Source organism: Streptomyces sp. NPDC019224, from assembly GCF_040632605.1.
GTDB lineage: Bacteria > Actinomycetota > Actinomycetes > Streptomycetales > Streptomycetaceae > Streptomyces.
Genome location: NZ_JBEYCF010000039.1, coordinates 18,361 through 42,444 on the forward strand (window position 1 = coordinate 18,361; position 24,084 = coordinate 42,444).

Annotated in this window: 16 protein-coding genes; 6 read left to right on the forward strand and 10 right to left on the reverse strand. The window is 69.5% G+C overall.

What is annotated here, in order from left to right; translation table 11 throughout:
• Window positions 1-30 precede the first annotated feature (30 nt).
• Both ABZ564_RS23000 and ABZ564_RS23005 read right to left on the reverse strand, forming a co-directional pair.
• Window positions 31-936 (reverse strand): sterol desaturase family protein, encoded by a 906-nt coding sequence (locus ABZ564_RS23000; RefSeq protein WP_360859520.1) that lies wholly within the window; start codon window positions 934-936, stop codon window positions 31-33.
• 1,075 nt (window positions 937-2,011) lie between these two features.
• On the reverse strand, window positions 2,012-3,541 hold the full coding sequence (locus ABZ564_RS23005) for a UDP-N-acetylglucosamine 1-carboxyvinyltransferase (protein WP_360859523.1): 1,530 nt from the start codon (window positions 3,539-3,541) through the stop codon (window positions 2,012-2,014).
• A 148-nt stretch (window positions 3,542-3,689) separates the two neighbouring features.
• Between ABZ564_RS23005 and ABZ564_RS23010 the strand changes: the two genes are divergently transcribed.
• Both ABZ564_RS23010 and acnA read left to right on the forward strand, forming a co-directional pair.
• The gene (locus tag ABZ564_RS23010) at window positions 3,690-4,367 is read left to right on the forward strand and encodes an MOSC domain-containing protein (RefSeq protein WP_360859526.1); all 678 of its coding nucleotides are present in this window, start codon (window positions 3,690-3,692) and stop codon (window positions 4,365-4,367) included.
• Window positions 4,368-4,565: 198 nt separating this feature from the next.
• Window positions 4,566-7,280, forward strand: a complete 2,715-nt coding sequence (gene acnA / locus ABZ564_RS23015) for an aconitate hydratase AcnA (protein WP_360859529.1) — start codon at window positions 4,566-4,568, stop codon at window positions 7,278-7,280.
• A gap of 101 nt (window positions 7,281-7,381) precedes the next feature.
• Here acnA and ABZ564_RS23020 read toward each other — a convergent pair whose 3' ends face one another.
• The gene (locus ABZ564_RS23020) at window positions 7,382-8,260 is read right to left on the reverse strand and encodes a VCBS repeat-containing protein (RefSeq protein WP_360859622.1); all 879 of its coding nucleotides are present in this window, start codon (window positions 8,258-8,260) and stop codon (window positions 7,382-7,384) included.
• A gap of 164 nt (window positions 8,261-8,424) precedes the next feature.
• Window positions 8,425-9,282, reverse strand: a complete 858-nt coding sequence (locus ABZ564_RS23025) for a VCBS repeat-containing protein (RefSeq protein ID WP_360859532.1) — start codon at window positions 9,280-9,282, stop codon at window positions 8,425-8,427.
• Between the two features lie 269 nt (window positions 9,283-9,551).
• Here ABZ564_RS23025 and ABZ564_RS23030 point away from each other — a divergent pair, with 269 nt between their 5' ends.
• Entirely contained in the window at window positions 9,552-9,812 is a 261-nt protein-coding gene (locus ABZ564_RS23030; protein ID WP_360859535.1) for a GlsB/YeaQ/YmgE family stress response membrane protein, read from the forward strand.
• 77 nt (window positions 9,813-9,889) lie between these two features.
• Here the strand turns inward: ABZ564_RS23030 and ABZ564_RS23035 are convergent, their stop codons facing one another.
• From ABZ564_RS23035 to ABZ564_RS23050, 4 genes are read right to left on the reverse strand one after another with little or no spacing between them, the layout of a single operon-like run.
• Complete coding sequence (locus ABZ564_RS23035; protein WP_360859538.1) at window positions 9,890-11,269, reverse strand: GH1 family beta-glucosidase; 1,380 nt, start codon at window positions 11,267-11,269, stop codon at window positions 9,890-9,892.
• A gap of 28 nt (window positions 11,270-11,297) precedes the next feature.
• The gene (locus ABZ564_RS23040; RefSeq protein WP_360859541.1) at window positions 11,298-12,149 is read right to left on the reverse strand and encodes a carbohydrate ABC transporter permease; all 852 of its coding nucleotides are present in this window, start codon (window positions 12,147-12,149) and stop codon (window positions 11,298-11,300) included.
• 5 nt (window positions 12,150-12,154) lie between these two features.
• Complete coding sequence (locus ABZ564_RS23045; RefSeq protein ID WP_360859544.1) at window positions 12,155-13,114, reverse strand: sugar ABC transporter permease; 960 nt, start codon at window positions 13,112-13,114, stop codon at window positions 12,155-12,157.
• Window positions 13,115-13,125: 11 nt separating this feature from the next.
• Window positions 13,126-14,355: a sugar ABC transporter substrate-binding protein gene (locus ABZ564_RS23050; protein ID WP_360859547.1), complete on the reverse strand. Its 1,230-nt coding sequence runs from the start codon at window positions 14,353-14,355 to the stop codon at window positions 13,126-13,128.
• A 268-nt stretch (window positions 14,356-14,623) separates the two neighbouring features.
• Here ABZ564_RS23050 and yicI point away from each other — a divergent pair, with 268 nt between their 5' ends.
• Window positions 14,624-16,876, forward strand: coding sequence for an alpha-xylosidase (yicI, locus tag ABZ564_RS23055; protein ID WP_360859550.1), 2,253 nt, complete (start codon window positions 14,624-14,626; stop codon window positions 16,874-16,876).
• Here the strand turns inward: yicI and ABZ564_RS23060 are convergent.
• On the reverse strand, window positions 16,845-18,017 hold the full coding sequence (locus ABZ564_RS23060) for an alpha/beta hydrolase (RefSeq protein WP_360859553.1): 1,173 nt from the start codon (window positions 18,015-18,017) through the stop codon (window positions 16,845-16,847). The genes yicI and ABZ564_RS23060 overlap by 32 nt on opposite strands.
• Window positions 18,018-18,170: 153 nt before the next feature.
• Here ABZ564_RS23060 and ABZ564_RS23065 point away from each other — a divergent pair, with 153 nt between their 5' ends.
• Both ABZ564_RS23065 and ABZ564_RS23070 read left to right on the forward strand, forming a co-directional pair.
• Entirely contained in the window at window positions 18,171-19,064 is an 894-nt protein-coding gene (locus ABZ564_RS23065) for a LysR family transcriptional regulator (protein WP_360859625.1), read from the forward strand.
• 165 nt (window positions 19,065-19,229) lie between these two features.
• Entirely contained in the window at window positions 19,230-19,874 is a 645-nt protein-coding gene (locus ABZ564_RS23070; RefSeq protein ID WP_360859556.1) for a histidine phosphatase family protein, read from the forward strand.
• 60 nt (window positions 19,875-19,934) lie between these two features.
• Here the strand turns inward: ABZ564_RS23070 and ABZ564_RS23075 are convergent, their stop codons facing one another.
• Complete coding sequence (locus tag ABZ564_RS23075) at window positions 19,935-23,501, reverse strand: GH92 family glycosyl hydrolase (protein ID WP_360859559.1); 3,567 nt, start codon at window positions 23,499-23,501, stop codon at window positions 19,935-19,937.
• Window positions 23,502-24,084: the final 583 nt, after the last annotated feature.

Genomic DNA, 24,084 nt, shown 5'->3' on the forward strand with positions numbered 1-24,084 from the left:
GTACGGAGCGGGTGTGCGCGGTACGGGGGACTACGCGGTGTGGGGAGGGCGGCGCACGGGGTGGAGCAGGCTGGCGACGATCGAGCCGGTCTCCGGGAACGTGGCGCGGTCCTTGACACCGACGATCGCCGGGCGGCGGTCCGGTCGCCAGGTGAAACTGCCGAAGAGGCGGTCCCAGACCGAGAGGTCCACGCCGAAGTGACCGGCCTCGGCCAGGTCGGCGCTGTGGTGCAGCCGGTGTTGCTCGGGGCCGGCCAGGACGTGGTGGAGCGGACCGAGTCGGACGTCCACGTTCGCGTGCACGAAATAGCCTTGGACAAGGGTGAAGAGCGCCACCGCGAAAAGGCAGTCGGCGGAGAATCCGAGAAATCCCAGTGTCAATTGGACCGTGCCCTGTTTGAAGGCGACATCCAGTAGGTGGTTGACGCCATTATTGGCGACGTTCACTTTTCCCGGGACGTGATGAATTCCGTGTACCTTCCACAGCCACCGATTGGAATGCGCCCAGCGGTGGGCGAGGTAGCCGGTCAGCGAGGAGGCCAGCAGCGCGAGGGGCACCTCGGCCCCGAGCGCGAGCCCCGGTCCCGTGACGGGGGTCGCGGCCAGAACGGCCGCGACGACCGACTGGCCGAGCACGGCGCCGACCATGGTGAACCCGAAATAGGCTGCGTACCAGCACAGTTCCCGGCCGCTTGGGTGCCAGTCGGTCCGGTGCGGGATCAGCCGCTCCAGCGCCGCGAGATAGACGATGGTGCCGATCAGGAAGAGCTGGACGGCCCGGCCCCGGTCCCAGTCGAAGCGCAGAACCGAGGTGAAGAGCCAGACTGCGGACAGGAGCAGAATCGGGTACGCGGCATAGCGAAGACACTCGCGGGCGGACGCGCCAGTGGTCCACGCAGTCGCCGGCAGCGACCCCGTATCGGGTCGATCTTCCATACGGAGAATCTCCATCACATCCGAATAGGGAGTTCGCAGAGTAGCAGCGGACGTGAGGGGCCGTGAATGAGGGAACGGCGTTTTTTGGCCAGCGCGGTAAGGGGGGCGCACGAGGGTAATTTATAAGAAGAAGTTCTTTTTTATTGTCCGGTGCCCGTGGGGCGGTATGGAGGGCGCGGGGTGCCGGTGACCGGAAGTAACGATTCCGCACTCGCGGGGGCGGCGCCGGCCATGCCGGTCGCCACCCGCGTAAAGAGCGGTTACCGCGGGGTCCAGGCCCGGCGGATATGCCCGAAACCATCGTCCCGTGAGGGCGCGTGTGGGGCCACGGGCGGAACGCGAGCGGTACAACTCGAGCGACCGGACCGCACAGGAGCCCGCAAGGAGAGAATGGCCCGGGTATACGGGCCCACCCCACCTGGCGGCCCGTCAACGTTGCATGCGATCGAACAAGGAGCGACTCTGTCGGGGATCTTGTGCGCGCGGCTCATTCGCCTTGCCGCCACCAGCATTCCCAGGTCAGGCCGCGGGCATCGAGGTACTGCTGGAAGGTCGTGGGGCGTCGGGGGCGGTGGGGGTGGCGAGTTGTGCGTGAGGCGAGGCGTTCGATGTTGATGGCGATGCCGGTCAGGACGTGCTGCACGTGTGTCTTGCGGTGGCCGTGGCAGCGGCTGCGGCGGGCCCGGTGTCCGTTGGGGCATGGCCCATGATGTCGGTCGGACAGATGGTGCGGGGCGTGACAGGTGAGCGGGCGTCCGGAGCCGACGGGGGCGGATCCGATGGGTGACATGGCTTTGGCGGCCTGTTCACCGGCTGTCGGTCATGACGCTCGTTTGACGCTCCAGGCAGCCACACGCAGGACGACGAGCTGAGAGATGGTCTCTGACCTCGGCTTTTCCATCACGTGCTCAGCCCGACAGCTTTTCGATGACTCATCATGCGAAGAACGCGGCGCCGGAAGTCGTCGCTCCTGGTTCAAAGTCGCCAGAGAAGTCCCAGGGACTCCGCCACACCCCGCCTCGACTCGCGTTTGTGCAGGTCAGAAGGGGTGTGGCGGTGCCATTTTTGCAGGCTTTCAGATGTCCCGGAAGATCTCGATCTGCGCCCCCACCGAGTTCAGCCGCTCCGCCAGCTCCTCGTAGCCGCGGTTGATCACGTACACGTTGCGCAGCACCGACGTGCCCTCCGCCGCCATCATCGCGAGGAGGACGACCACCGCCGGGCGCAGGGCCGGCGGGCACATCATCTCGGCCGCGCGCCACCTCGTCGGGCCCTCGACCAGGACGCGGTGCGGGTCCAGGAGTTGGAGGCGGCCGCCGAGGCGGTTGAGGTCGGTGAGGTAGATGGCGCGGTTGTCGTAGACCCAGTCGTGGATCAGGGTCTGGCCGTGGGCCGAGGCCGCGATGGCCGCGAAGAAGGGGACGTTGTCGATGTTGAGGCCCGGGAACGGCATCGGGTGGATCTTGTCGATCGGCGCCTCCAGCTTGGAGGGGCGGACCGTCAGGTCGACCAGCCGGGTGCGGCCGTTGTCCGCCGCGTACTCCGCCGTGCGGTCGCAGTCGACGCCCATCTCCTCCAGGACCGCGAGCTCGATCTCCAGGAACTCGATGGGCACCCGGCGGATCGTCAGCTCCGACTCGGTGACGACGGCGGCGGCGAGCAGGCTCATCGCCTCGACCGGGTCCTCGGAGGGGGAGTAGTCGACGTCCACGTCGATGTCCGGCACCCCGTGCACCGTGAGGGTCGTCGTGCCGACGCCCTCCACGCGTACGCCCAGTGCCTCCAGGAAGAAGCAGAGGTCCTGGACCATGTAGTTGGAGGAGGCGTTGCGGATGACCGTGGTGCCGTCGTGGCGGGCGGCGGCCAGCAGGGCGTTCTCGGTCACGGTGTCGCCGCGCTCGGTCAGCACGATGGGGCGTCCCGGCGTGACGGAGCGGTCGACGCGGGCGTGGTAGATGCCCTCGGTCGCGGCGATGTCCAGGCCGAAGCGGCGCAGCGCGATCATGTGCGGCTCGATCGTGCGCGTACCGAGGTCGCAGCCGCCCGCGTACGGCAGCTTGAAGGCGTCCATGCGGTGCAGCAGCGGGCCGAGGAACATGATGATGGAGCGCGTACGGCGGGCGGCGTCCGCGTCGATCGCGTCCATGTCCAGCCGGGCCGGCGGGACGATCTCCAGGTCCGTGCCGTCGTTGATCCAGCGGGCCCGCACGCCGATGGAGCTGAGCACTTCGAGGAGGCGGTAGACCTCCTCGATGCGGGCGACCCGGCGCAGCACCGTACGGCCCTTGTTGAGCAGCGAGGCGCAGAGCAGCGCCACACAGGCGTTCTTGCTCGTCTTGACGTCGATGGCGCCGGAGAGGCGGCGCCCGCCGACCACGCGCAGGTGCATGGGGCCGGCGTAGCCGAGTGACACGATTTCGCTGTCGAGTGCTTCACCGATGCGGGCGATCATCTCAAGGCTGATGTTTTGATTGCCGCGCTCGATGCGGTTCACGGCGCTCTGGCTGGTACCGAGCGCCTCGGCGAGCTGACTCTGCGTCCAGCCCCGGTGCTGACGGGCGTCACGGATGAGCTTGCCGATACGTACGAGGTAGTCATCTGACATACCGAAAGGCTATCTCAGATATGAGATGACGCTCGCGTGGGGTGTGCCGTTCGGGTGAGAGTGGTGTGCCGGGCGGGGCGAACGGGTGAAGGGCGCGGCCCCGAAACCCCCTCGCGCCCGCGCCCCGTCGCTTCTAGGGTCCCGCCTCATGCACACACTCTCCGTCAACATCGGCCACCCCCGCCCCAACCCCTGGAAGGGGCTCGGCGCGACCGGCATCGACAAGCGGCCCGTCGAGGGGCCCGTCGCGGTGACCGCCCCCGGCCCCAAGGGCACCGGCGCCGTCGGGCTGGCCGGCGACCGCGTTTACGACGTGAAGCACCACGGCGGCACCGACCAGGCGGTCTACGCCTACGCGCGCGAGGACCTGGACGGCTGGGAGGCCGAGCTGGGCCGGCCGCTGGCCCACGGGGTGTTCGGCGAGAACCTGACCACCCTCGGCGTGGACGTCAACGGCGCCCTGATCGGGGAGCGGTGGCGGATCGGGCCCGACGTGGTCCTGGAGGTGTCGTGCTCGCGGATACCGTGCGGGACCTTCCAGGGCTGGCTGGAGCGGGACGGCTGGATCAAGCGGTTCACCCGGGCGGCCCTGCCCGGCGCGTACCTCCGCGTGATCGAACCCGGCGAGGTCCGCTCCGGCGACCGCGTGGAGATCGTGCGCCGGCCCGCCCACGAGGTGACCGTCGCGCTGGAGTTCCGGGCCATGACCCTGGAGCCGGAGCTGCTGCCGCTCCTCGCCGCGGCCGACGCGCTGCCCGAGGAGACCAAGGAGCTGATCCGCCGCCGGACGCGCGCCACACCGCCCACGGGGGGCGCCCGGACATGACCCGTCCGCGGTCATGTACTAGAGTTATCTCGACATCGAGATATATGCCGAAGGCGCACAGCGGGCGCCGCACGGTAAGGGTTACCTAACTAAGCCTTACCTCAGCGGATGGCCCGGTGGTCCGAGGCGGCACCACGCGGCGCCCGCCGTGGTGAGGCGCGGCGCGGAGTTACGCGCACATTGATGAAGGAGACTGTCGTGTCGGCGAACAGCTTCGACGCCCGCAGCACGCTGCGCGTGGGCGACGAGTCGTACGAGATCTTCAGGCTGGACAAGGTCGAGGGCTCCGCGCGCCTCCCCTACAGCCTCAAGGTCCTGCTGGAGAACCTGCTCCGCACGGAGGACGGCGCGAACATCACCGCCGACCACATCCGCGCGCTCGGCGGCTGGGACTCCCAGGCGCAGCCCAGCCAGGAGATCCAGTTCACGCCGGCCCGCGTGATCATGCAGGACTTCACCGGTGTGCCCTGCGTCGTGGACCTCGCGACCATGCGTGAGGCCGTCAAGGAGCTCGGCGGCGACCCGGAGCGGATCAACCCGCTCGCCCCGGCCGAGCTGGTCATCGACCACTCCGTCATCGCCGACAAGTTCGGCACGAAGGACGCCTTCGGCCAGAACGTCGAGCTGGAGTACGGCCGCAACAAGGAGCGCTACCAGTTCCTGCGCTGGGGCCAGACCGCGTTCGACGAGTTCAAGGTCGTCCCGCCGGGCACCGGCATCGTCCACCAGGTCAACATCGAGCACCTGGCCCGTACGGTCATGGTCCGCGGCGGCCAGGCGTACCCCGACACCCTCGTCGGCACCGACTCGCACACCACCATGGTCAACGGCCTCGGCGTGCTGGGCTGGGGCGTCGGCGGCATCGAGGCCGAGGCCGCGATGCTCGGCCAGCCGGTCTCCATGCTCATCCCGCGCGTCGTCGGCTTCAAGCTGACCGGCGAGCTGCCGGCCGGCACCACCGCCACCGACCTCGTGCTGACCATCACCGAGATGCTCCGCAAGCACGGCGTCGTCGGCAAGTTCGTCGAGTTCTACGGTGAGGGCGTCGCCGCCACCTCGCTCGCCAACCGCGCCACCATCGGCAACATGTCGCCGGAGTTCGGCTCCACCGCCGCGATCTTCCCGATCGACGACGAGACCCTGAACTACCTGCGCCTGACCGGCCGTGACGCCCAGCAGGTCGCCCTCGTCGAGGCGTACGCCAAGGAGCAGGGCCTCTGGCTGGACCCGGCCGCCGAGCCCGACTTCTCCGAGAAGCTGGAGCTCGACCTCTCCACGGTCGTCCCCTCCATCGCCGGCCCGAAGCGCCCGCAGGACCGCATCGTCCTCGCCAACGCCAAGGCCCAGTTCGCCCAGGACGTCCGCAACTACGTCTCGGACGACGAGGAGGCGGGCAAGGAGTCCTTCCCGGCCTCCGACTCGCCGGCCGCCTCCAACGGCGTCCCGTCGAACCCGGTCACCGTCACCGCCCCCGACGGCACCACGTACGAGCTGGACCACGGCGCCGTCACCGTCGCCGCGATCACCTCCTGCACCAACACCTCGAACCCGTACGTCATGGTCGCCGCCGCGCTCGTGGCGAAGAAGGCCGTCGAGAAGGGCCTGACCCGCAAGCCGTGGGTCAAGACCACCCTCGCCCCGGGCTCGAAGGTCGTCACCGACTACTTCGACAAGGCGGGCCTGACCCCGTACCTCGACAAGGTCGGCTTCAACCTCGTCGGCTACGGCTGCACCACCTGCATCGGCAACTCCGGCCCGCTGCCGGAGGAGGTCTCCAAGGCGGTCAACGACCACGACCTGGCCGTGACCTCGGTGCTCTCCGGCAACCGCAACTTCGAGGGCCGGATCAACCCCGACGTCAAGATGAACTACCTTGCGTCCCCGCCGCTGGTCGTCGCGTACGCCATCGCCGGTTCGATGAAGGTCGACATCACCAAGGACGCCCTCGGCGTCGACCAGGACGGCAACGCCGTCCACCTCGCGGACATCTGGCCGACCGAGGCCGAGGTCAACGACGTCGTGGCGAACGCCATCGGCGAGGACATGTTCAACAAGTCCTACCAGGACGTCTTCGCGGGCGACGCCCAGTGGCAGGCGCTGCCGATCCCGACCGGCAACACCTTCGAGTGGGACTCCGAGTCCACCTACGTGCGCAAGCCCCCGTACTTCGAGGGCATGACCATGGAGACCTCGCCGGTCGAGGACATCACCGGCGCCCGGGTCCTGGCCAAGCTGGGCGACTCGGTCACCACCGACCACATCTCCCCGGCCGGTGCGATCAAGGCCGACACCCCGGCCGGTCAGTACCTCACGGAGCACGGCATCGAGCGTCGTGACTTCAACTCCTACGGCTCGCGCCGTGGTAACCACGAGGTCATGATCCGCGGCACGTTCGCCAACATCCGCCTGCGCAACCAGATCGCGCCGGGCACCGAGGGCGGCTTCACCCGCGACTTCACCCAGGACGGCGGTCCGGTGTCGTACATCTACGACGCCTCGCAGAACTACCAGGCCGCCGGCACCCCGCTGGTCATCCTGGCCGGCAAGGAGTACGGCTCCGGCTCGTCCCGCGACTGGGCGGCCAAGGGCACCGCGCTCCTCGGCGTCAAGGCCGTCATCGCCGAGTCCTACGAGCGCATCCACCGCTCGAACCTCATCGGCATGGGCGTGCTGCCGCTCCAGTTCCCGGAGGGCCAGACCGCCGAATCCCTCGGCCTGACCGGCGAGGAGACCTTCTCCGTCACCGGCGTCACCGAGCTGAACGACGGCACGACCCCGCGCACGGTCAAGGTCACCACCGACACCGGTGTGGAGTTCGACGGCGTCGTCCGCATCGACACCCCCGGTGAGGCGGACTACTACCGCAACGGCGGCATCCTGCAGTACGTGCTCCGCAGCCTGATCCGCAAGTAAGCGGACCGGCTCCAGTACGGCGAGAGGGCCGCATCCCCGGCGACGGGGGTGCGGCCCTCTCTCATGTTCCGGCAGGAACTACGAAGCGACTACCGGGTGGCTCAGAACAGGAACTTGTAGCTGTCCCAGCCGCTCGTGCCGATCAGGACCTTGGCCTTGTACGGGGCCGTGGCGTTGCCCGTGCCCTTGTACAGGTACAGCTCGCCGCCCTTGCGGGCGATGAGGTCGGTCTTGCCGTCCAGGTCGACGTCGCCGGTGGAGACCAGACGGTTGTACTGGTTCCAGCCGCTGCCGATCTGGGTGCGCTTGGCGAACGGCGCGGTCTGGCTGCCGGTGCCCTTGTACAGCCACAGGACGCCGGCCTTGTCGCGGGCGACGACGTCGTTCTTGCCGTCGCCGTTCAGGTCGCCGTTGCCGGCGATCTCGCTGTAGATGTCCCAGCCGTAGCCCACCTTGATGCGCTTGGTGACCTTGCCGTCGCCGTACCCGAGGTACACGAACAGGTCGCCGTTGGTGGCGCGGGCGAGGATGTCGCCGGCGGCGGCTCCGCCGATCTGCCCCGGGGAGACGATCTTGTTGTAGATGTTCCAGCCGTAGCCGATCTTGATGGCCGACGAGTCGAACTTCAGGTAGCCCATGTCCCCGTTGTCCTCGCGGAACCAGAGACCGTCGCTCTCGCCGTCGGCCTGGTGGCCGACCTGCATCATCGCGGTGACGCCGACCCAGCCCGAGCCCGAGTTCGTGCGGGCGGTGAGACCACCCTTGCCGTTCGGGGCGTACGAGTAGGCGGTGCCCGCGGAGTTCACGGCGTACAGCGCGAACGACGGGGTGACCGCGGCGGCCGAGGTCGTCGCCGCCGCCGGCTGGTCTGCCGCCGCACCGAGCGAGGGCTGCGGGGCGTCGGCGGCCACGGCGGAGGTGCCGGTGGCGACGAGGGCGGCGGTGAGCGCCGCGGCTGCCGCGCGAGCGGCTATGCGCATGTGGTGCCGGCCAGTGGTTTTGGCCACAAGTACTCCATGGATCGTGAAGTGGGACGTGGCCCGCCGCGCACAGGCGGCGGGCCACCGTTTCAGCCGAATCGTGTCACGATTTCCGGCGCGAAACCTTCACGTTTCGTCATGAGTGTGTAACCACCGTGACCGGCTCAGAAGAAGAGGCGGTACGTGTTCCAGCCCGAGGTGCCGATGAGGGCCTTCGACTTGTACGGAGCGGCCGCGTTGCCGGTGCCCTGGTACAGGTACAGCTCACCCTTGGCGTTGCGCGCGACCAGGTCGGTGATGCCGTCCATGGTCAGGTCACCGGCGGCGAAGAGGGTGTTGTACTGGTTCCAGCCGCTGCCGATCCTGGTGCGCTTGGCGTACGGCGCCTTCTGGTCGCCGGTGCCCTTGTACAGCCACAGGACGCCGGCCTTGTCGCGGGCGACGACGTCGTTCTTGCCGTCGCCGCTCAGGTCGCCGTTGCCGGCGATCTGGGTGTAGATGTCCCAGCCGTAGCCGACCTTCAGGCGCTTGGTGACCTTGCCGTCGCCGTAGCCCAGGTACAGGTAGACGTCGCCCTTGGTGTCGCGGGCGAGCAGGTCGCCGGCCTCGGCGCCGCCGAACTGGCCGACCGAGACGACGGTGTTGTAGGTGTCCCAGCCGTAACCGACCTTGATGGAAGGAGAGTTGCCCTCGTAGTACCAGATGTTGCCCGAGGTGCCGAGCTGCCAGCGGCCGTCCGCGAGATTGTCCGCGTCGTTGTCCACCAGGCCGACGAACTCGAGGCCCGTCATGCCGGTCTCGAACTCGACGCGCGGCGAGAGGGTGCCGTCACCCTGCGGCACGTAGGTGTACGCGGTGCCGGAGCTGTTGAGGCCGTAGAGGCCGAACATGGGCGCGTCGCCGACATCGGCGGCGGAGGCGGAGGTGGCGGCAGCGCCGGTGGCGACCAGGGCCGCGGTTATCGCGGCGGCGGCGAGACGGGCGGCAGCCCGGCCGGGCCGACGGCCAGAAATCTTGGCCACGTGTGTTCTCCATGGATGGTGGGGCGAGGCGTGACGCGCCGCGGGATACGGGGACACGCCACGGAATTGGAGTGATCCTTTCACGAGTCCCTCACGTCTCCAAGGGTTTGACGAAATGCGGCCGACGCAGCGACTTCGCCCCGGTATGCGGACGTCGCGGGAGGGCCGACGGCCCGTCGTCCGGGGAGGCATGCGTACACCGGTGCATGCCGGGCAGGCGGAAGTCAGCTTCCCGAAACCAGTCGGACAGCGGTAGAAGAGGAGTTGTCGTGTCATTTCTGTGGGCCATCATCGCGGGACTCGTCATCGGCCTGCTGGCCAAGCTGGTCGTCCCCGGCCGTCAGCCCATCCCCCTGTGGCTGACCGTCCTGCTCGGTATCGTCGGCGCCATCGCCGGCAACGCCCTCGCCACCGCCTTCGGTGTGCGGGACACCGGGGGCATCGACTGGATCCGCCACATCTTCCAGATCGGTGTCGCCGCCGTGCTCATCGCCTTCATCAGCCCGGTGTGGGCCCGACGACGCGCCTGACCGGCGCCGTACGGCGAACGCCCTGCCCACCGTCACACGCGGTGGGCAGGGCGTTCGCCGTGTCGCGGGCGCCGGTGTCAGGCCCGGTGCGCCGCGATCAGCCCCTGATACCAGCGATAGCTGTCCTTCGGGGTGCGCTCCTGGGTGTCGTAGTCGACCCGGATGACGCCGAACCGCTTCGCGTACCCGAGGGCCCACTCGAAGTTGTCGAGCAGCGACCACACGTAGTAGCCCCGCACGTCGACGCCCGCGTCCATCGCCGCCCGCAGCGCCGTCAGATGCGTACGCAGGTACTCCACCCGGTCCGCGTCCCGCACCGAGCCGTCCGGCTCCACGGTGTCGAACTCCGCCGAGCCGTTCTCCGTGATGTGCACCGGCGGCAGCGCGTCCCCGTAGGTGTCCTTCAGCGCCGTCAGCAGGTCGGTGAAGGACTCCGGGACGACCGGCCAGCCCATCGCCGTCTTCCGCACGTCCGGGTATCCGGTCTCGGCGTACCGGTTGTCCGTGGCGACCCGCAGCGCCGGGTCCGGCTCGCGGTGCGGGGCGTCGGCGACCACGATCGGGCGGTAGTAGTTGATGCCCAGGAAGTCCAGGGGCTGGGAGATCAGCTCCAGGTCGCCCTCGCGCCGGAAGTCCTGCCCGGTGATCAGCTCGCCCCAGGTCTCCTCCTCGGTGGCCGGGTAGCGGCCCGCGAGGATCGGCTCGGTCCACACCAGGTTGTGCTGGGTGTCCGCGCGGACCACCGCGGCCCGGTCGGCGTCCGTCGGGGCGGCCGGCACGTTGCGGTCCAGGTTGAGCGTGATGCCCGCCTCCCGGACGCCCGCCGCCCGCAGCGCCTTCATCGCCAGGCCGTGGCCGACGAGCAGGTGGTGCGCGGCGGCCAGGGCGCCGCGCCCCTCCTTGGCACCGGGCGCGTGCCGGCCCACGGAGTAGCCGAGGAACGCGCTGCACCACGGCTCGTTCAGGGTGATCCAGCGCGGCACCCGGTCGGCCAGGTGCTCCGCCACGACCGCCGTGTACTCGCCGAACCGCTCGGCCGTCTCCCGCACCCGCCAGCCGCCCCGGTCCTCCAGGGCCTGCGGCAGATCCCAGTGGTAGAGGGTGGCAGCCGGCTCGATGCCCGCCTCCAGGAGCTCGTCCACCAGCCGGGAGTAGAAGTCCAGGCCCTTCGGGTTCACCGCCCCGGAGCCCTCCGGCAGGATGCGCGACCAGGCGATCGAGAAGCGGTACGAGTCCACGCCCAGCTCACGCAGCAGCGCCACGTCCTCCGGGTAGCGGTGGTAGTGGTCGCAGGCCACGTCACCGGTGTCGCCGCCGTCCGTCTTCCCGGGCGTGTGGCTGTAGGTGTCCCAGATGGACGGGCCGCGGCCGTCCTCCCGCGCGGCGCCCTCGATCTGGTACGAGGCCGTGGCCGCGCCGAAGACGAAGCCGGGCGGGAACACGGGGAAGTCAGTCATGGAAAACCCTCCGGGGTTCGGGGTGCGGTTACTTGACCGATCCGCCGGTGATCCCGGCGGCGATGTACTTCTGCGAGAGGACGAGCAGGACCGCGGCGGGGATCGCGGACAGCACGGACGCGGCCATCACCGAGCCCCAGTCGCCGACGTGGGCGCCGATGTACTGGTAGATGCCCAGGGTGATCGGCTTGACGTCGTCCGTGGTGTTCAGCGTCAGCGCGAACATGAAGTCGCTCCACGCGTACAGGAACGAGAACAGCCCGGCCGTGATCAGCGAGTTGCGGCTCATCGGCAGCACGACCCGCACGAACGTCCGGAAGCGGCCGGCTCCGTCGACCTCGGCCGCCTCGATGACCTCGCGCGGGATGGCGACCATGAACGACCGCATCAGGACGATCGCGAAGGGGATGCCGAGCGAGGCGTCGGCCAGCATGAGACCGGCGTACGAGTTGACCAGTCCGAGGTCCACGTACGCGCTGTACAGGGCGTTGGCGATCACGATGCCCGGCACCATCTGGGTGATCAGGGTGCCGAAGACGACCGTCCGGGTGCCGCGCAGCTTGAACTGCGCGAGCCCGTACGCGGCGGGCGCCGAGACCGCCAGGCAGATGACGACCGCGCCGAGCGCGACGGCCAGCGAGGTCAGCAGGTTGCCGCCCTGGTCCGTGAGGGCCGAGCGGAAGCCCGACAGGTCCAGGCCGTGCGGGACGGGGTCGACCTCCAGCAGCCCGGACTCGGGCTGGAGCGCGGTGTTCACCATCCAGTACAGCGGGAACAGCATCACGCACAGCACCAGGATGCCGAAGACCATGGCGCCCCAGCGCCGCTTCGGCCGGCCGGTGAGATGCGTGGGGGCGGGGGTACGCACGGTGCTCGCCATGCCGGTCACTTCCCCTCGTTGCGGTTGGCCCGCAGGTAGAACACCGCGAAGACGGCGGAGATCAGGATCAGGATGTTGCCGACCACGGCACCTGCTCCGAAGTCCAGCTGGACGAAGGAGTTCTGGTACGTGAGGGTGCCGAGGGTCTGGGTGGAGTCGGCGGGGCCGCCGTCGGTGAGCGCCAGGATCAGGTCGAGGATCTTCACCGTCGACATGAAGCCCAGCACCAGCACCACGGTGATCACCGGCCGCAGCATCGGCAGGGTGATCGAGCGGAACGTCCGCCAGGCGGAGGCGCCGTCCAGCGAGGCGGCCTCGTACAGCTCCTTGGGGACCTCCTGGAGGCCGCCGTAGAGGATCACCATGTTGAACGGGATGCCGATCCAGATGTTCACCAGGATCACCGAGATCAGCGCCATGTTCGTGCTGGTCAGCCACGGGGTGTCGCCGCCGAGGCCGACCGTGCCGAGGAACGAGTTGAGGACGCCGGTGTCCTGGTCGAGGATGCGCCGCCAGACGACACCCGAGACGACCATCGGCACCAGCCACGGCAGCAGGATCAGCGACCGCAGCACGCCGTTGAGCGGGAAGCGGCGGTTGAAGAAGACCGCCAGGCCCAGGCCGATGCAGAACTGCCCGATCAGGGAGCCGATGGTGAACAGGATGGTGTGCCACAGGGCCTTGCCGAAGAGCTCGTCGTTGAAGACGTTGCTCCAGTTGTCCGTCCCGTTGAACGGGGACTCGCCGGTGAAGAACGTGGACGGCGAGTAGTCCTGGAAGCTCATCACGATGTTGCGGACGAGCGGATAGCCGAAGAACAGCGCCATGAAGATCACGGCGGGGGCGATGAAGCCCCACTGGGCGAGCCGCCTGCGGCGTCGGACGCGGGCCGGGTTCGGCGGCTTCGCGGTCTTCTTCGTCACGGGCGCCGGGCCGGCGGTCGCGGAAGCGGTGGTGGTCGACATGGTTCGTTACCTCAGTTCCCGCTCGTCGCGCGCTTCTGGGCGCGGGTGAGGGCGGCCTCGCTCGACTCGCCGGTCAGGGCGGACTGGAACGCGCTCTGCAGCGCGAGGGAGACGGACGACCACCGCGCACCGAGCTTGGCGGTACGCGAACGGGCCGTGGCGACCTGGTCGGCCAGGGCGTCCAGTTCCGGCACCTTCGTCCGCCACACGGCGGCGGCCTTCTCGTTGGCCGGGACCATCCAGCTGTTCAGCGCGTAGGTGATCTCCTCCTGCTCGCCGGACATGCAGCCGATGATCTTCGCGGCCGTCTTCTCCCGTTGCTCGTCACCGGTGTTGGGCACGGTCAGGACGCCGCCGCCCAGCGGACCCACCGAGTCGTCGCCGGCCTTCGGGACCGGGATCTCGGCGATGCCCCAGTGCAGCCCCTTCCTGGAGTTCAGCGTCTCCACCTGCCAGGGGCCGTTGATCATCATCGCGGCGTTGCCGGCCATGAACTGGTCGTTCACGTCGGCCTGGGTCCAGTTGACCGTGGACTTGGACAGCGAGCCGTCCCCCAGCAGGCTCTTCCAGTAGTCCAGCGCCCCGGCCACCTCGGGGCTGTCGAGCTTCGTCTCGTCGCCGCCGTTGGACCACATGAAGGGGGTGAACTGGAAGACGCCGTCCTCCGCGCCGCCCGCGCTGAGCGCCAGCCCGTACCGCTTGCCCCGCGTCAGCTTCTTCGCGGTCTCGCGCATCTCGGCCCAGGTGGTGGGGACCTTCAGGCCGGCCTCGTCGAGGATGTCCTTGTTGTAGAAGAGGGCCAGCGTGTTCACGGTGCGCGCGGCTCCGTAGTACGTGCCCTCGTACGAGCCGAAGTTCACGATCCCCTCGGGGATGTCCTTCGTCGTCAGGCCGAGGTCCTTCAGCGGGATCAGCCCACCGGCCTCGGCGAACGTCGGCATCTCGGACGCGTCCAGCTGGAGCACGTCCGGCAGCGACTTCGACGACGCCATCCGCAGGGCCTTGGTCATCACCTGCGCGGCCGGGACGCTCTGCTGCTCGATGGTCACGCCGAGCTGCTTGCTGCACCGGGCCAGGGTCTGGGCGTCCCAGCGGTGGTACGACTCGTCGGTCGAGGAGTTCAGAACGGTGTAGACGTCCGGATCCCGCTGCTGGCCGCAGCCCGAGAGGACCGCACCGCCGATCAGCGCGGAGACGACGGTGAGCGGGACGGCGACCCGTGGGGTGAAGCGGTTCGACATTCAGCTGCCTCTTGTCGGCAAGGGCCCGGGCGGCTGCGCTGCCGTCCGACCGATTTGTTTGCTGCCAGTACTAATACGGCATGGGGTCGTCCGTTTCTAGACCGTCCTGGTGACGTGCACGTCACACAGAGGAAACGTGCCCGCTCACCAGGGGTCAGCGGGCCGGTGTTCGGGCGGATTCAAAGGTTCCGGTCCGTCAGTCGAAGCGCTTCGAAAAATATTTGTTTTGTGTACGATCAAAATCAGGACCCACAGGAACGGACCCCCCATGAAGTTCACCGACGGCTTCTGGCAGATGCGAGACGGTGTCCACGCCTCGTACGCCACCGAACTCCGCGACCTCCGCCTCGACGCCGACCGCCTCACCGCGTACGCCGCGGTCCAGCGCGTGACGCGGCGCGGGGACACCCTGAACGCCCCCCTGATCACCGTGGAGGCGTACGCCCCCGCCGAAGGCGTCATCGGTGTGCGGGTCACCCACCTCGCGGGCAGGCGCCACCCGGGCCCGGACTTCGCCCTGCCCGGCGCCACCGGTGACACCTCCGCCGCCACCCGCGAGGACGGCGCCGCCGCCGAGCTCACCAGCGGGCCGCTCACCCTCCGGCTCCCCACCGCCGGCGGCTTCGGCCTGGAGTTCCGGGACGCGGACGGCCGGCTCCTGACCGCCGCCGGACGCAAGGGGACCGCCTTCGCCACCACCGGCGACGGTGCCCACCACATGGTCGCCCAGCTCGCGCTCGGCGTCGGCGAGAACGTCTACGGCCTCGGCGAACGGTTCACCCCGTACGTCAAGAACGGCCAGGTCGTCGACATGTGGCAGGCGGACGGCGGCACCAGCAGCGAGCAGGCGTACAAGAACGTCCCGTTCTACCTCTCCTCGCGCGGCTACGGCGTCTTCGTCAACCACCCCGGCAAGGTCTCCTTCGAGGTCGGCTCCGAGGCGGTCGGCCAGGTGCAGTTCAGCGTCGAGGACCAGACGCTGGAGTACTTCGTCGTCGCCGGGCCCACCCCCAAGGAGGTCCTGGCCCGCTACACCGCGCTCACCGGCCGCCCCGCGCTCCCGCCGGCCTGGTCGTTCGGCCTGTGGCTCACCACCTCGTTCACCACCTCCTACGACGAGGCGACCGTCACCTCGTTCGTCGACGGCATGGCCGAGCGCGGCATCCCGCTCTCCGTCTTCCACTTCGACTGCTTCTGGATGCGCGAGTACCAGTGGTGCGACTTCGAGTGGGACCCGGCGGTCTTCCCCGACCCGGAGGGCATGCTCGCCCGGCTCAAGGACAAGGGCCTGAAGATCTGCGTCTGGATCAACCCGTACATCGCGCAGAAGAGCCCTCTGTACGCGGAGGGCGCGGCCAAGGGCTACTTCGTCCGCACCCCCGACGGCGACGTCTGGCAGTGGGACAAGTGGCAGGCGGGCATGGCACTGGTGGACTTCACCAACCCGGAGGCCACCGCCTGGTTCCAGGGCAAGCTGCGCACGCTCCTCGGCCAGGGGGTCGACGGCTTCAAGACGGACTTCGGCGAGCGCATCCCCACCGATGTGGTCTGGCACGACGGCTCCGACCCGGAGCGGATGCACAACTACTACACGCACCTGTACAACAAGGCCGTCTTCGAGCTCCTGGAGAAGGAGCGCGGCCACGGCGAGGCCGTCCTCTTCGCCCGCTCGGCCACGGCCGGCGGCCAGCAGTTCCCCGTCCACTGGGGTGGCGACTGCTGGTCCTCCTTCGAGGCGATGGCCGAGTCCCTGCGCGGCGGCCTGTCCCTGAGCCTGTCCGGCTTCGGCTTCTGGAGCCACGACATCGGCGGCTTCGAGGGCACCCCGGACCCGGCCGTCTTCAAGCGCTGGCTCGCCTTCGGCCTGCTCTCCTCGCACAGCCGGCTGCACGGCTCCTCGTCCTACCGGGTGCCGTGGGAGTTCGGCGACGAGGCCGTCGAGGTCGCCCGGAAGTTCACCGAGCTCAAGCACCGCCTGATGCCCTACCTCTACGGGGCGGCCGTCGAGGCCCACCGCACCGGCGTCCCCGTCATGCGCCCGATGCTCCTGGAGTTCCCGGACGACCCGGCCGCCCGCACCGCGGACCGGCAGTACATGCTCGGCCCCGACCTGCTGGTCGCCCCGGTCTTCACGGAGGACGGCGAGGTCGAGTACTACGTCCCCGAGGGCACCTGGACCCACCTGCTCACCGGCGAGACCGTCTCCGGCCCGGCCTGGCACCGGGGCACCTACGGCTTCGACAGCCTCCCGCTGCTGGTCCGCCCCGGCGCGGTCCTCCCGCTCGGCGCGGACACCTCCCGCCCGGACGGCGACTGGACGGAGAACCTCCAACTCCGCGTGTACGCCCCCGGGGGCACCGGCGACTTCCACCGCACGGTGACCGTCCCCGGCCTCACGGGCGAGCCCGCCGCCACGTACGAGGTGGTCCGCGAGGGCGGCACGCTCCGCGTCACCGCCGACACGGACCGGCCGTACGAGACCGTGGACGTCACGTCCGGGACGACCGCTCCCGTGATCTGACCCAGGCGGCGAACGCCTCGACCGCGTCGACCACCGCATCGAAGCGGAGCGAGTGGTACAGGTCGAAGGCGTGGTGGCCGCCCCGCAGCTCGGCGTGGACGACCGGGTTCGCGGAGGCGGCCCGCAGCCCGTCGGCCACCTCCCGGACGTCGGCGGCGGGCACCAGCGGGTCCAGGTCGCCGTGGACGATCAGCATGGGCGGCGCGTCCGGCCGGGCGTGGCCCAGCGGGGACGACTCGGGGCCCTGGTGCCAGTACGCGCCCAGGAAGCCGTTCAGTACGACGACCCCGCTGACCGAGGTGTCGGCGTCCTCGAAACCCGGCTGGAACGCGGGGTCGTTGGGGGTCAGCGCGGCGATCGAGCCCATGTGGCCGCCCGCCGAACTGCCCGCGACGAACAGGGTCGAGGCGTCGGCCCCGTACTCGTGGGCGTGCTCACGCGCCCACGCGATCACCTTCTTCAGGTCGATCATGTGCTCGGGATGCCGGACCTGGGGCTTCAGCCGGTAGTTGGCGCTGATGGTCACCCAGCCCCGGCTCGCCAGCCGGTAATGGAGGGGGAGCGACTGGCTGTTCTTGTGGCCGCCGCTGTAGTGGCCGCCGTGCATGTGGATCAGCACGGGGCCGCCCTGCGGACGGGCGCGGTGGTGGTACACGTCGAGCAGATTGCGGCGGCCCGCGTCCCCGTAGGACAGGTTGGCCACGCGCCGGACGTCCCGGCGGCGCTTGAGGACCGGCACGAACAGGACGCGGAGCCACGGGGGCCGGCTCCGCAGCCCCTCGGCGAGGTCCGCGTCGATGGAGGCGCGCCACCCCTCGCCCAGCCCCTCGGTCATCGCGTGCTCGATCCGGTCCCGCTCGCCCCAGGCGCGGTGGGCGATCACCGCGAGCCCGGCCGCGGTCGCGACGGCCAGCCCGACGATCGCCCAGGCGCCCGGCGAGTCCACGACGTCGTCCTGGGCGAAGGCCATCGCGGTGGGGACCAGCAGCATCCAGAAGAAGGCGGCGAACGGCAGCTCGTTGGCGGCCAGGCCGAAGAGGTAGCCGGGGCGGCCCAGCGGGTGCTCCCACGGCACCGGCCGCAGCGCGCACCACGTGCCGATCGCGACGACGACCACCGGGATCAGATATCCGACAGGCACGGCACCTCCTGGAACGGCAGTCGGCACTGCCTGCGCACACCCCGGGGCGAGGGCGGTGCTTCCCAGTCTTCCTCGGTGTTCACGGGGCATCAACGGCGTTCCTGGTAACGTCTTTTGACTCTGGACCAAAGAATCCGGGGGCCGCGCGTGGAGATGCGGGAGATCGAGATCTTTCTGACCCTGGCGGAGGAGCTGCACTTCAGCCGCACCGCCGAACGGCTGGGCGTCAGTCCGGGCCGGGTCAGCCAGGCGGTCAAGAAGCAGGAACGGCTCATCGGCGGCTCTCTGTTCGACCGCACCACCCGCACCGTGCGCCTCTCGCCCCTCGGCGAGCAGTTGTACGGGGCGCTCAAGCGCGGACACGAACAGATCACCCAGGGCATCGAGGCGGCCAGGGCCACCGCCCGGGGCACCCGGGGCGCCCTGACCCTCGGCACCATGGGCCCGTACGCCCTCCAGATCAAGGACACGCTCGACCTGTTCCACTCCCGTCACCCCGAGGCCCGCGTCCGGCACCGCGAGATCCAGCCCGCCTCACCGCTCGACCTGCTGCTGTCGGGCGACGTGGACCTGGTGTACGTGTGGCTGCCGGCCGACGAACCCGGCCTGACCGTCGTCCCGACCTCGCACACCTCCGCGCTGCTCCTGATGGTCTCCGCCGACCACCCCTTCGCGGAGCGGGAGGCCGTCTGCCTGGAGGACTTCGGCGACTGCGCCGTGGTCGAGGGCGGATCGATCCCCTCCTCCATGGAGGAGGCCCTCAACCCCCGGTACACCCCCTCCGGCCGCCCCGTGCCCCGAGGGCCCCGGGTCACCACCTGGCAGGAGGCGCTCAGCGTGGTCGCCTCGGGCCAGGCCACCGCCGCCGTACCGGCCGAGGCGCCCGACTTCTACGCCTGGCCGGGCCTGGTCTTCCTCCCCATCCGCGACGCACCCCCCTGCCGGTGGGCCCTTGCCTGGCGCACCGCGGCCGAGACCCCGCTCATCCGCGCGTACGCCGACGCGTCCGCCGACGCCGACCGGTTCCGGGCCGATCCCTCCGCCTAAGGGCTGTCCCGTCATCCTGGCGGGAGAGCCCTTGGTGCCGCGGTAGCCGTATCAGGTCACTCCCGGGCGCGCCCGCTCTTTTCGACCCGGCCGGAATGCGATCGTGGAGCGGCGGGTTGGCGCCTGTACAGAACGTGAACAGCACTGAGAGCGGATGGCCTTCACATGGGCGAGCTGATCCTGATCCGGCACGGCGAGACCGAGTGGTCCCGCAACGGGCGGCACACGAGCCACACCGACCTGCCCCTGACCCCCCTGGGCGAACGCCAGGCCCGCGCCCTGGCCCCCCTGCTCGCCGACCGCGCCGTCGCGCTCACCCTGGTCAGTCCCATGGTCCGGGCCCGGCGCACCGCCGAACTCGCCGGGCTCGCCGCGCCCCGCATCACCCCGGAGCTGCGCGAGTGGGACTACGGCGGCTACGAGGGCGTCACCACGGACGAGATCCACCGCACCCGGCCCGACTGGAACCTGTGGACGGACGGGGTGGTGGCCGGGCCCCCGGCGTATCCGGGCGAGACCCCGGCGGAGGCCGGCGAGCGGGCGGACCGGGTGCTGGCCCTGGTCGCGGAGGCGGCGGGGCGCGTGGGCGACGAGGACATCGCGCTCGTCGCCCACTCGCACTTCCTGCGCGTCCTGACCGCCCGCTACCTGGGCCTCACCCCGGCCGAGGGCACCCTGTTCCAGCTGGCCACGGGCGCGGTGTCGCGGCTGGGCCGGGAACACGGCAACCCGGTCATCACCGCGTGGAACGTGACCCTGCCGGAGAGCCTGTTCCCGGCGGCGGTCCCGGAGACGCCGGAACGGGTCTGAGCAAGGCGGACGGCCGGCAGCCCACGGGGAGCTGCCGGCCGTCCGCGCGGGCGGGGCGGGTCAGGCGATCAGCTCCACCTCCGCGAGCGTCGCCTCACCGTCGAGCACCAGCCGGTAGTGCGCGTAGGAGCCGGGGGACTTCACGGAGAAGGCCCGCGTCTGCTTGTCCCAGGCGAAGGTCTGGCCGGACCGCTTGTCGAGGTCCTTCCAGCTCTTGCCGTCCGACGAGCCCTGGAGCACCCAGCCGGCCGGCGCCGTCGCCTTGCCGGCCGAGGTCAGCGTGTACTGGGCGGCCTTTGCGGCGGACGGGACGGGCAGCTCGACCGTGGTGGCCGTGCCGGTGGTGGCCGAGGTGTCGTCGAACAGCGGGCCCTCGCCCTTCAGCACGTCCTTCCTCGGGGACGGCACCTGGTCGTCCTGGGTGATGGAGACCGGCGCGGCGTCCTTGCCGGTGCCCCAGGCGGACGGCTTCGGGCCCATGTCGAAGTCCAGCGTCCCGCCCTTGGCCAGCAGGTCGTGCGGCAGCGAGGTGGAGGTCCACTTCTTGCCGTTGACCTTCAGGCCCTGGACGTAGATGTTCTTCGCGCTGTTCTCCGGCGCCCTGACGACCAGGGTGCGGCCGTTCTCCAGGTGCACGGTGGCCTTGGTGAACAGCGGCGAGCCGATCGCGTACTCGCCGCTGCCCATCACCAGCGGGTAGAAGCCGAGCGAGGAGAAGAGGAACCAGGCCGACTGCTCGCCGTTGTCCTCGTCGCCGTGGTAGCCCTGGCCGATCTCGCTGCCCGTGTACAGGCGGCCGAGGACCTCGCGGACCTTCTCCTGCGTCTTGTACGGCTGCGAGGCCGCGTCGTACATGTACGTGACGTGGTGGGCGACCTGGTTGCTGTGCCCGTACTGGCCCATCCGCACGTCACGGGCCTCCGTCATCTCGTGGATGACGCCGCCGTAGCTGCCCGCGAACTCCGGGGTGCCGGTCTCCGGGGTGGCGAAGTAGGTGTCCAGCTTCTTGGCCAGGCCGGCCCGGCCGCCGTAGAGGTTGGCCAGGCCCTTGCTGTCCTGCGGGGCGGTGAAGGCGTAGCCCCAGCCGTTGGTCTCCGTGTAGTCGTAGCCCCAGACCCGCGGGTCGTACAGGCCGGACGGCAGCCGCCAGTCGCCCTCGGCGTCCTTGCCCTGGAAGAAGCCGGCCTTGTCGTCGAACAGTTCCACGTAGTCGCGGGCCCGGTTCATGAAGTACTCGGACTCGTCCTTGTAGCGCTGCTCGTGCGTCTTCGCGTAGAGCGCCTGGCCCATTTTCGCGATGCCGTAGTCGTTGACGTAGCCCTCCATCGACCAGGCCAGGCCCTCGTGGGTCGTGGTGTCGGCGTACCCGGTGAACGGGGACGTCACCATGCCCTTGCGGCCGACGCCGGAGGACGGCGGGACGACCGTGGCGTTCTTGACGGCCGCGTCGTACGCCGCCTTCGCGTCGAAGTCCACGCCCTTGACGTAGGCGTCGGCGAACGCCACGTCCGAGGAGGTGCCGGTCATCAGGTCCGCGTAGCCGGGCGAGGACCAGCGGGATATCCAGCCGCCGTCCTTGTACTGCTGGACGAAGCCGTCGACCATCTCGCCGGCCTTCTTCGGGGTCAGCAGGGAGTAGGCGGGCCAGGTCGTCCGGTAGGTGTCCCAGAAGCCGTTGTTGACGTACACCTTGCCGTCGACGATCTTCGCGCCGGTGTGCGTCGGCGTGTCCGAGCCGACCTGCGGGGAGAACGGGGAGGCGTACTTGTCCTTGCCGTCGACCTTCTCGGAGCCCGAGTTCGGGTAGAGGTAGAGCCGGTAGAGGCTGGAGTACAGCGTGGTCAGCTGGTCGGCGCTCGCGCCCTCGACCTCCACCTTGCCCAGCAGCGCGTCCCAGGCGCCCTGCGCGGCGTCCTCGACCCGGCCGAAGGAGCGCGCGGCGGGAATCTCGGCGGCCAGGTTCTTCTTCGCCTGGTCGACGCTGATCAGCGAGGTCGCCAGGCGCAGGTCGACCGTGCGGTCCTTGCCCGCGTCGAAGCGCAGGTACCCGGTGACGTCGTCACCACCGCCGCCCGAGAGCTTGCCGCTCGCGGTGACCGGCGCGTCGAAGACGCCGTACACGAACAGGCGCGTCGCCCCGGTCGAGCCGCCGCTCTTCACGTCCGAGAAACCGGTGAACGAGCTGGTGGCCGGGTCCAGGGTGAGCCCGCCGTCGTTGGAGACGTTGTCGAAGACGATGCTCGCGTCCTCGCCCGGATACGTGAACCGCATCCGCGCCGCGTGATCGGTCGGCGTCATCTCGGCCTTGAGGCCGTTCTCGAACGTCACGCCGTAGTAGTGCGGCCGCGCGGTCTCGTTCTCGTGCTTGAACGGCAGCGCGCGGGCCGTGCGCGAGGCGTCCGGGGTGCCGGAGGCCGCCGACGGCATCAGCTGGAAGGTCTGCCGGTCACCCATCCAGGGGCTCGGCTCGTGGCTCGCGGCGAACGCCTGCAGGGTGGGCAGGTTGTCGTCGTTGTTGCCCCGCGCGTAGTCGTAGAGCCAGCTGGTCGAGCCGGCGTTGGTGACCGGCGTCCAGAAGTTGAAGCCGTTGGGGACGGCCGTCGCGGGGAAGTTGTTGCCGCGCGAGAAGGAGCCGCTGGAGTTGGTGCCGCGCACGGTCGACGCGTAGTCGGAGAGGTGCGCCCTGCGCTTCTCCGGCTCGGCGGGCGCGATCTTCAGGTCGTCGATCCAGCCCTGGAACTTCGCCGGGCCCTTCGGGGAGTCGTACGCGACCAGCACGCGGTCCACCGTCTTGCCCGCCGCGACCGTACCGATGGCGGCGTCGACCTTGTTCCACTGGTTGACGTAGAGCCGCTTGGCGTCGGCCTGGCCCTGCGGCGTCAGCAGCCCGCCGTTGGTGTCGGTGGCGCGCAGGTCGCTCAGGTAGGTGCCGTCCGTGAACGCCAGGTCCACCGCGACGTGCGTGGCCGGGTAGGACAGGTCCGACTCGCCCATCTGGGGGTAGACCAGGTAGGACAGTTCGGTGTCCCGCTCGACCCGCGTGTTCACGTCGAAGATCTTGTTGTACGAGTACGCCCGGCCGTCCGCCTTGTGGGTGCCCGCGTACCGCAGCGCCTTCTTGCCGGTGAAGCCCGCGCCGGCCTTGGCGGTGGGGGAGCCGGACGGGCCGTTGCCGATCTGGCTGCGCATCTCGGAGGGTGCGGGGGCGGAGGTGTCGCCGTCCGAGAACTGGACGTCGGCGAGCTGGAGGGCGTCGGGGGCGCCGTTGTTCTTCGTGATGTTCAGGCGGAAGTGCTGGTAGGCCTTGTCCGCCGTGAAGTCGTAGGACTTGGTCTGGAAGCGCTCGCTGAAGGTCTGGCCGGTCCGGGTGTCCAGGTCGGTCCAGGTCTTGCCGTCCTCGGAGCCCTGGAGCGTCCAGTCCTCGGGGTCGCGCTCGTCGTGGTCGTCGGCCGAGGTGAGCGCGTACGTCACGACCTCGGTCGGCTCGGTGAGGTCGAACTCCAGCCAGGCGGTGGGCTCGAACGACAGCCACTTCGTACCGGATTCGCCGTCGACGAGGTTTTCCTTCACCTCCCCGCCGCCGGTGTTCTCGTCGCTCGCGCGGACATCGGTGACCTGGTCGGTCACATTGCCCGGTATTCCGGAGGAGAATCCGCCATCGACACCCGATGACCGCTTCTTTCCGTCAGGGCCCTCTTCTACGGTATTGCGCCAGTCCGGCTGCTTTTCGTCTTCTTCGAAGGACGTGCTGAATGTCCTTTCGCCCGTGGCCCCTTGGGCTCTTTCACCCGATCCGGCCGATTGGGCGGCGGCCGCAGTGGGGGCTGTCACGACCAGTACCAACGAGGCCGCGATCAGTGCTGACGTGCTGCTTTTTCTCGTACGAGAACGGTGTCGGGGGTGCATGCCGAGCGATTCCTCCCGGGAAGTGGGCGCCTGGACAACGTTGTCAGAAGCTGCGCAGGACAAGTAGGGAGTGAAGTGGCGCGCGGTGTCAAGGAGTTGGATCAGAGCGGGACGGTGAATCGACCGGAATGCGGAAAACGTTACATCCGAAGGGGGGTGCGGAGTGTCGAGGTATCCGCGAGGTCTCAACTCGGGAAAGACTGCCGTTCAACCTTGCTTTCGATCTTGCTCAGTTGACGGCAAATGGACTATACCTGTCGGCGTCCGCACAGCTGGTTCACCGGTTGTGCGGCTGGGGGACACG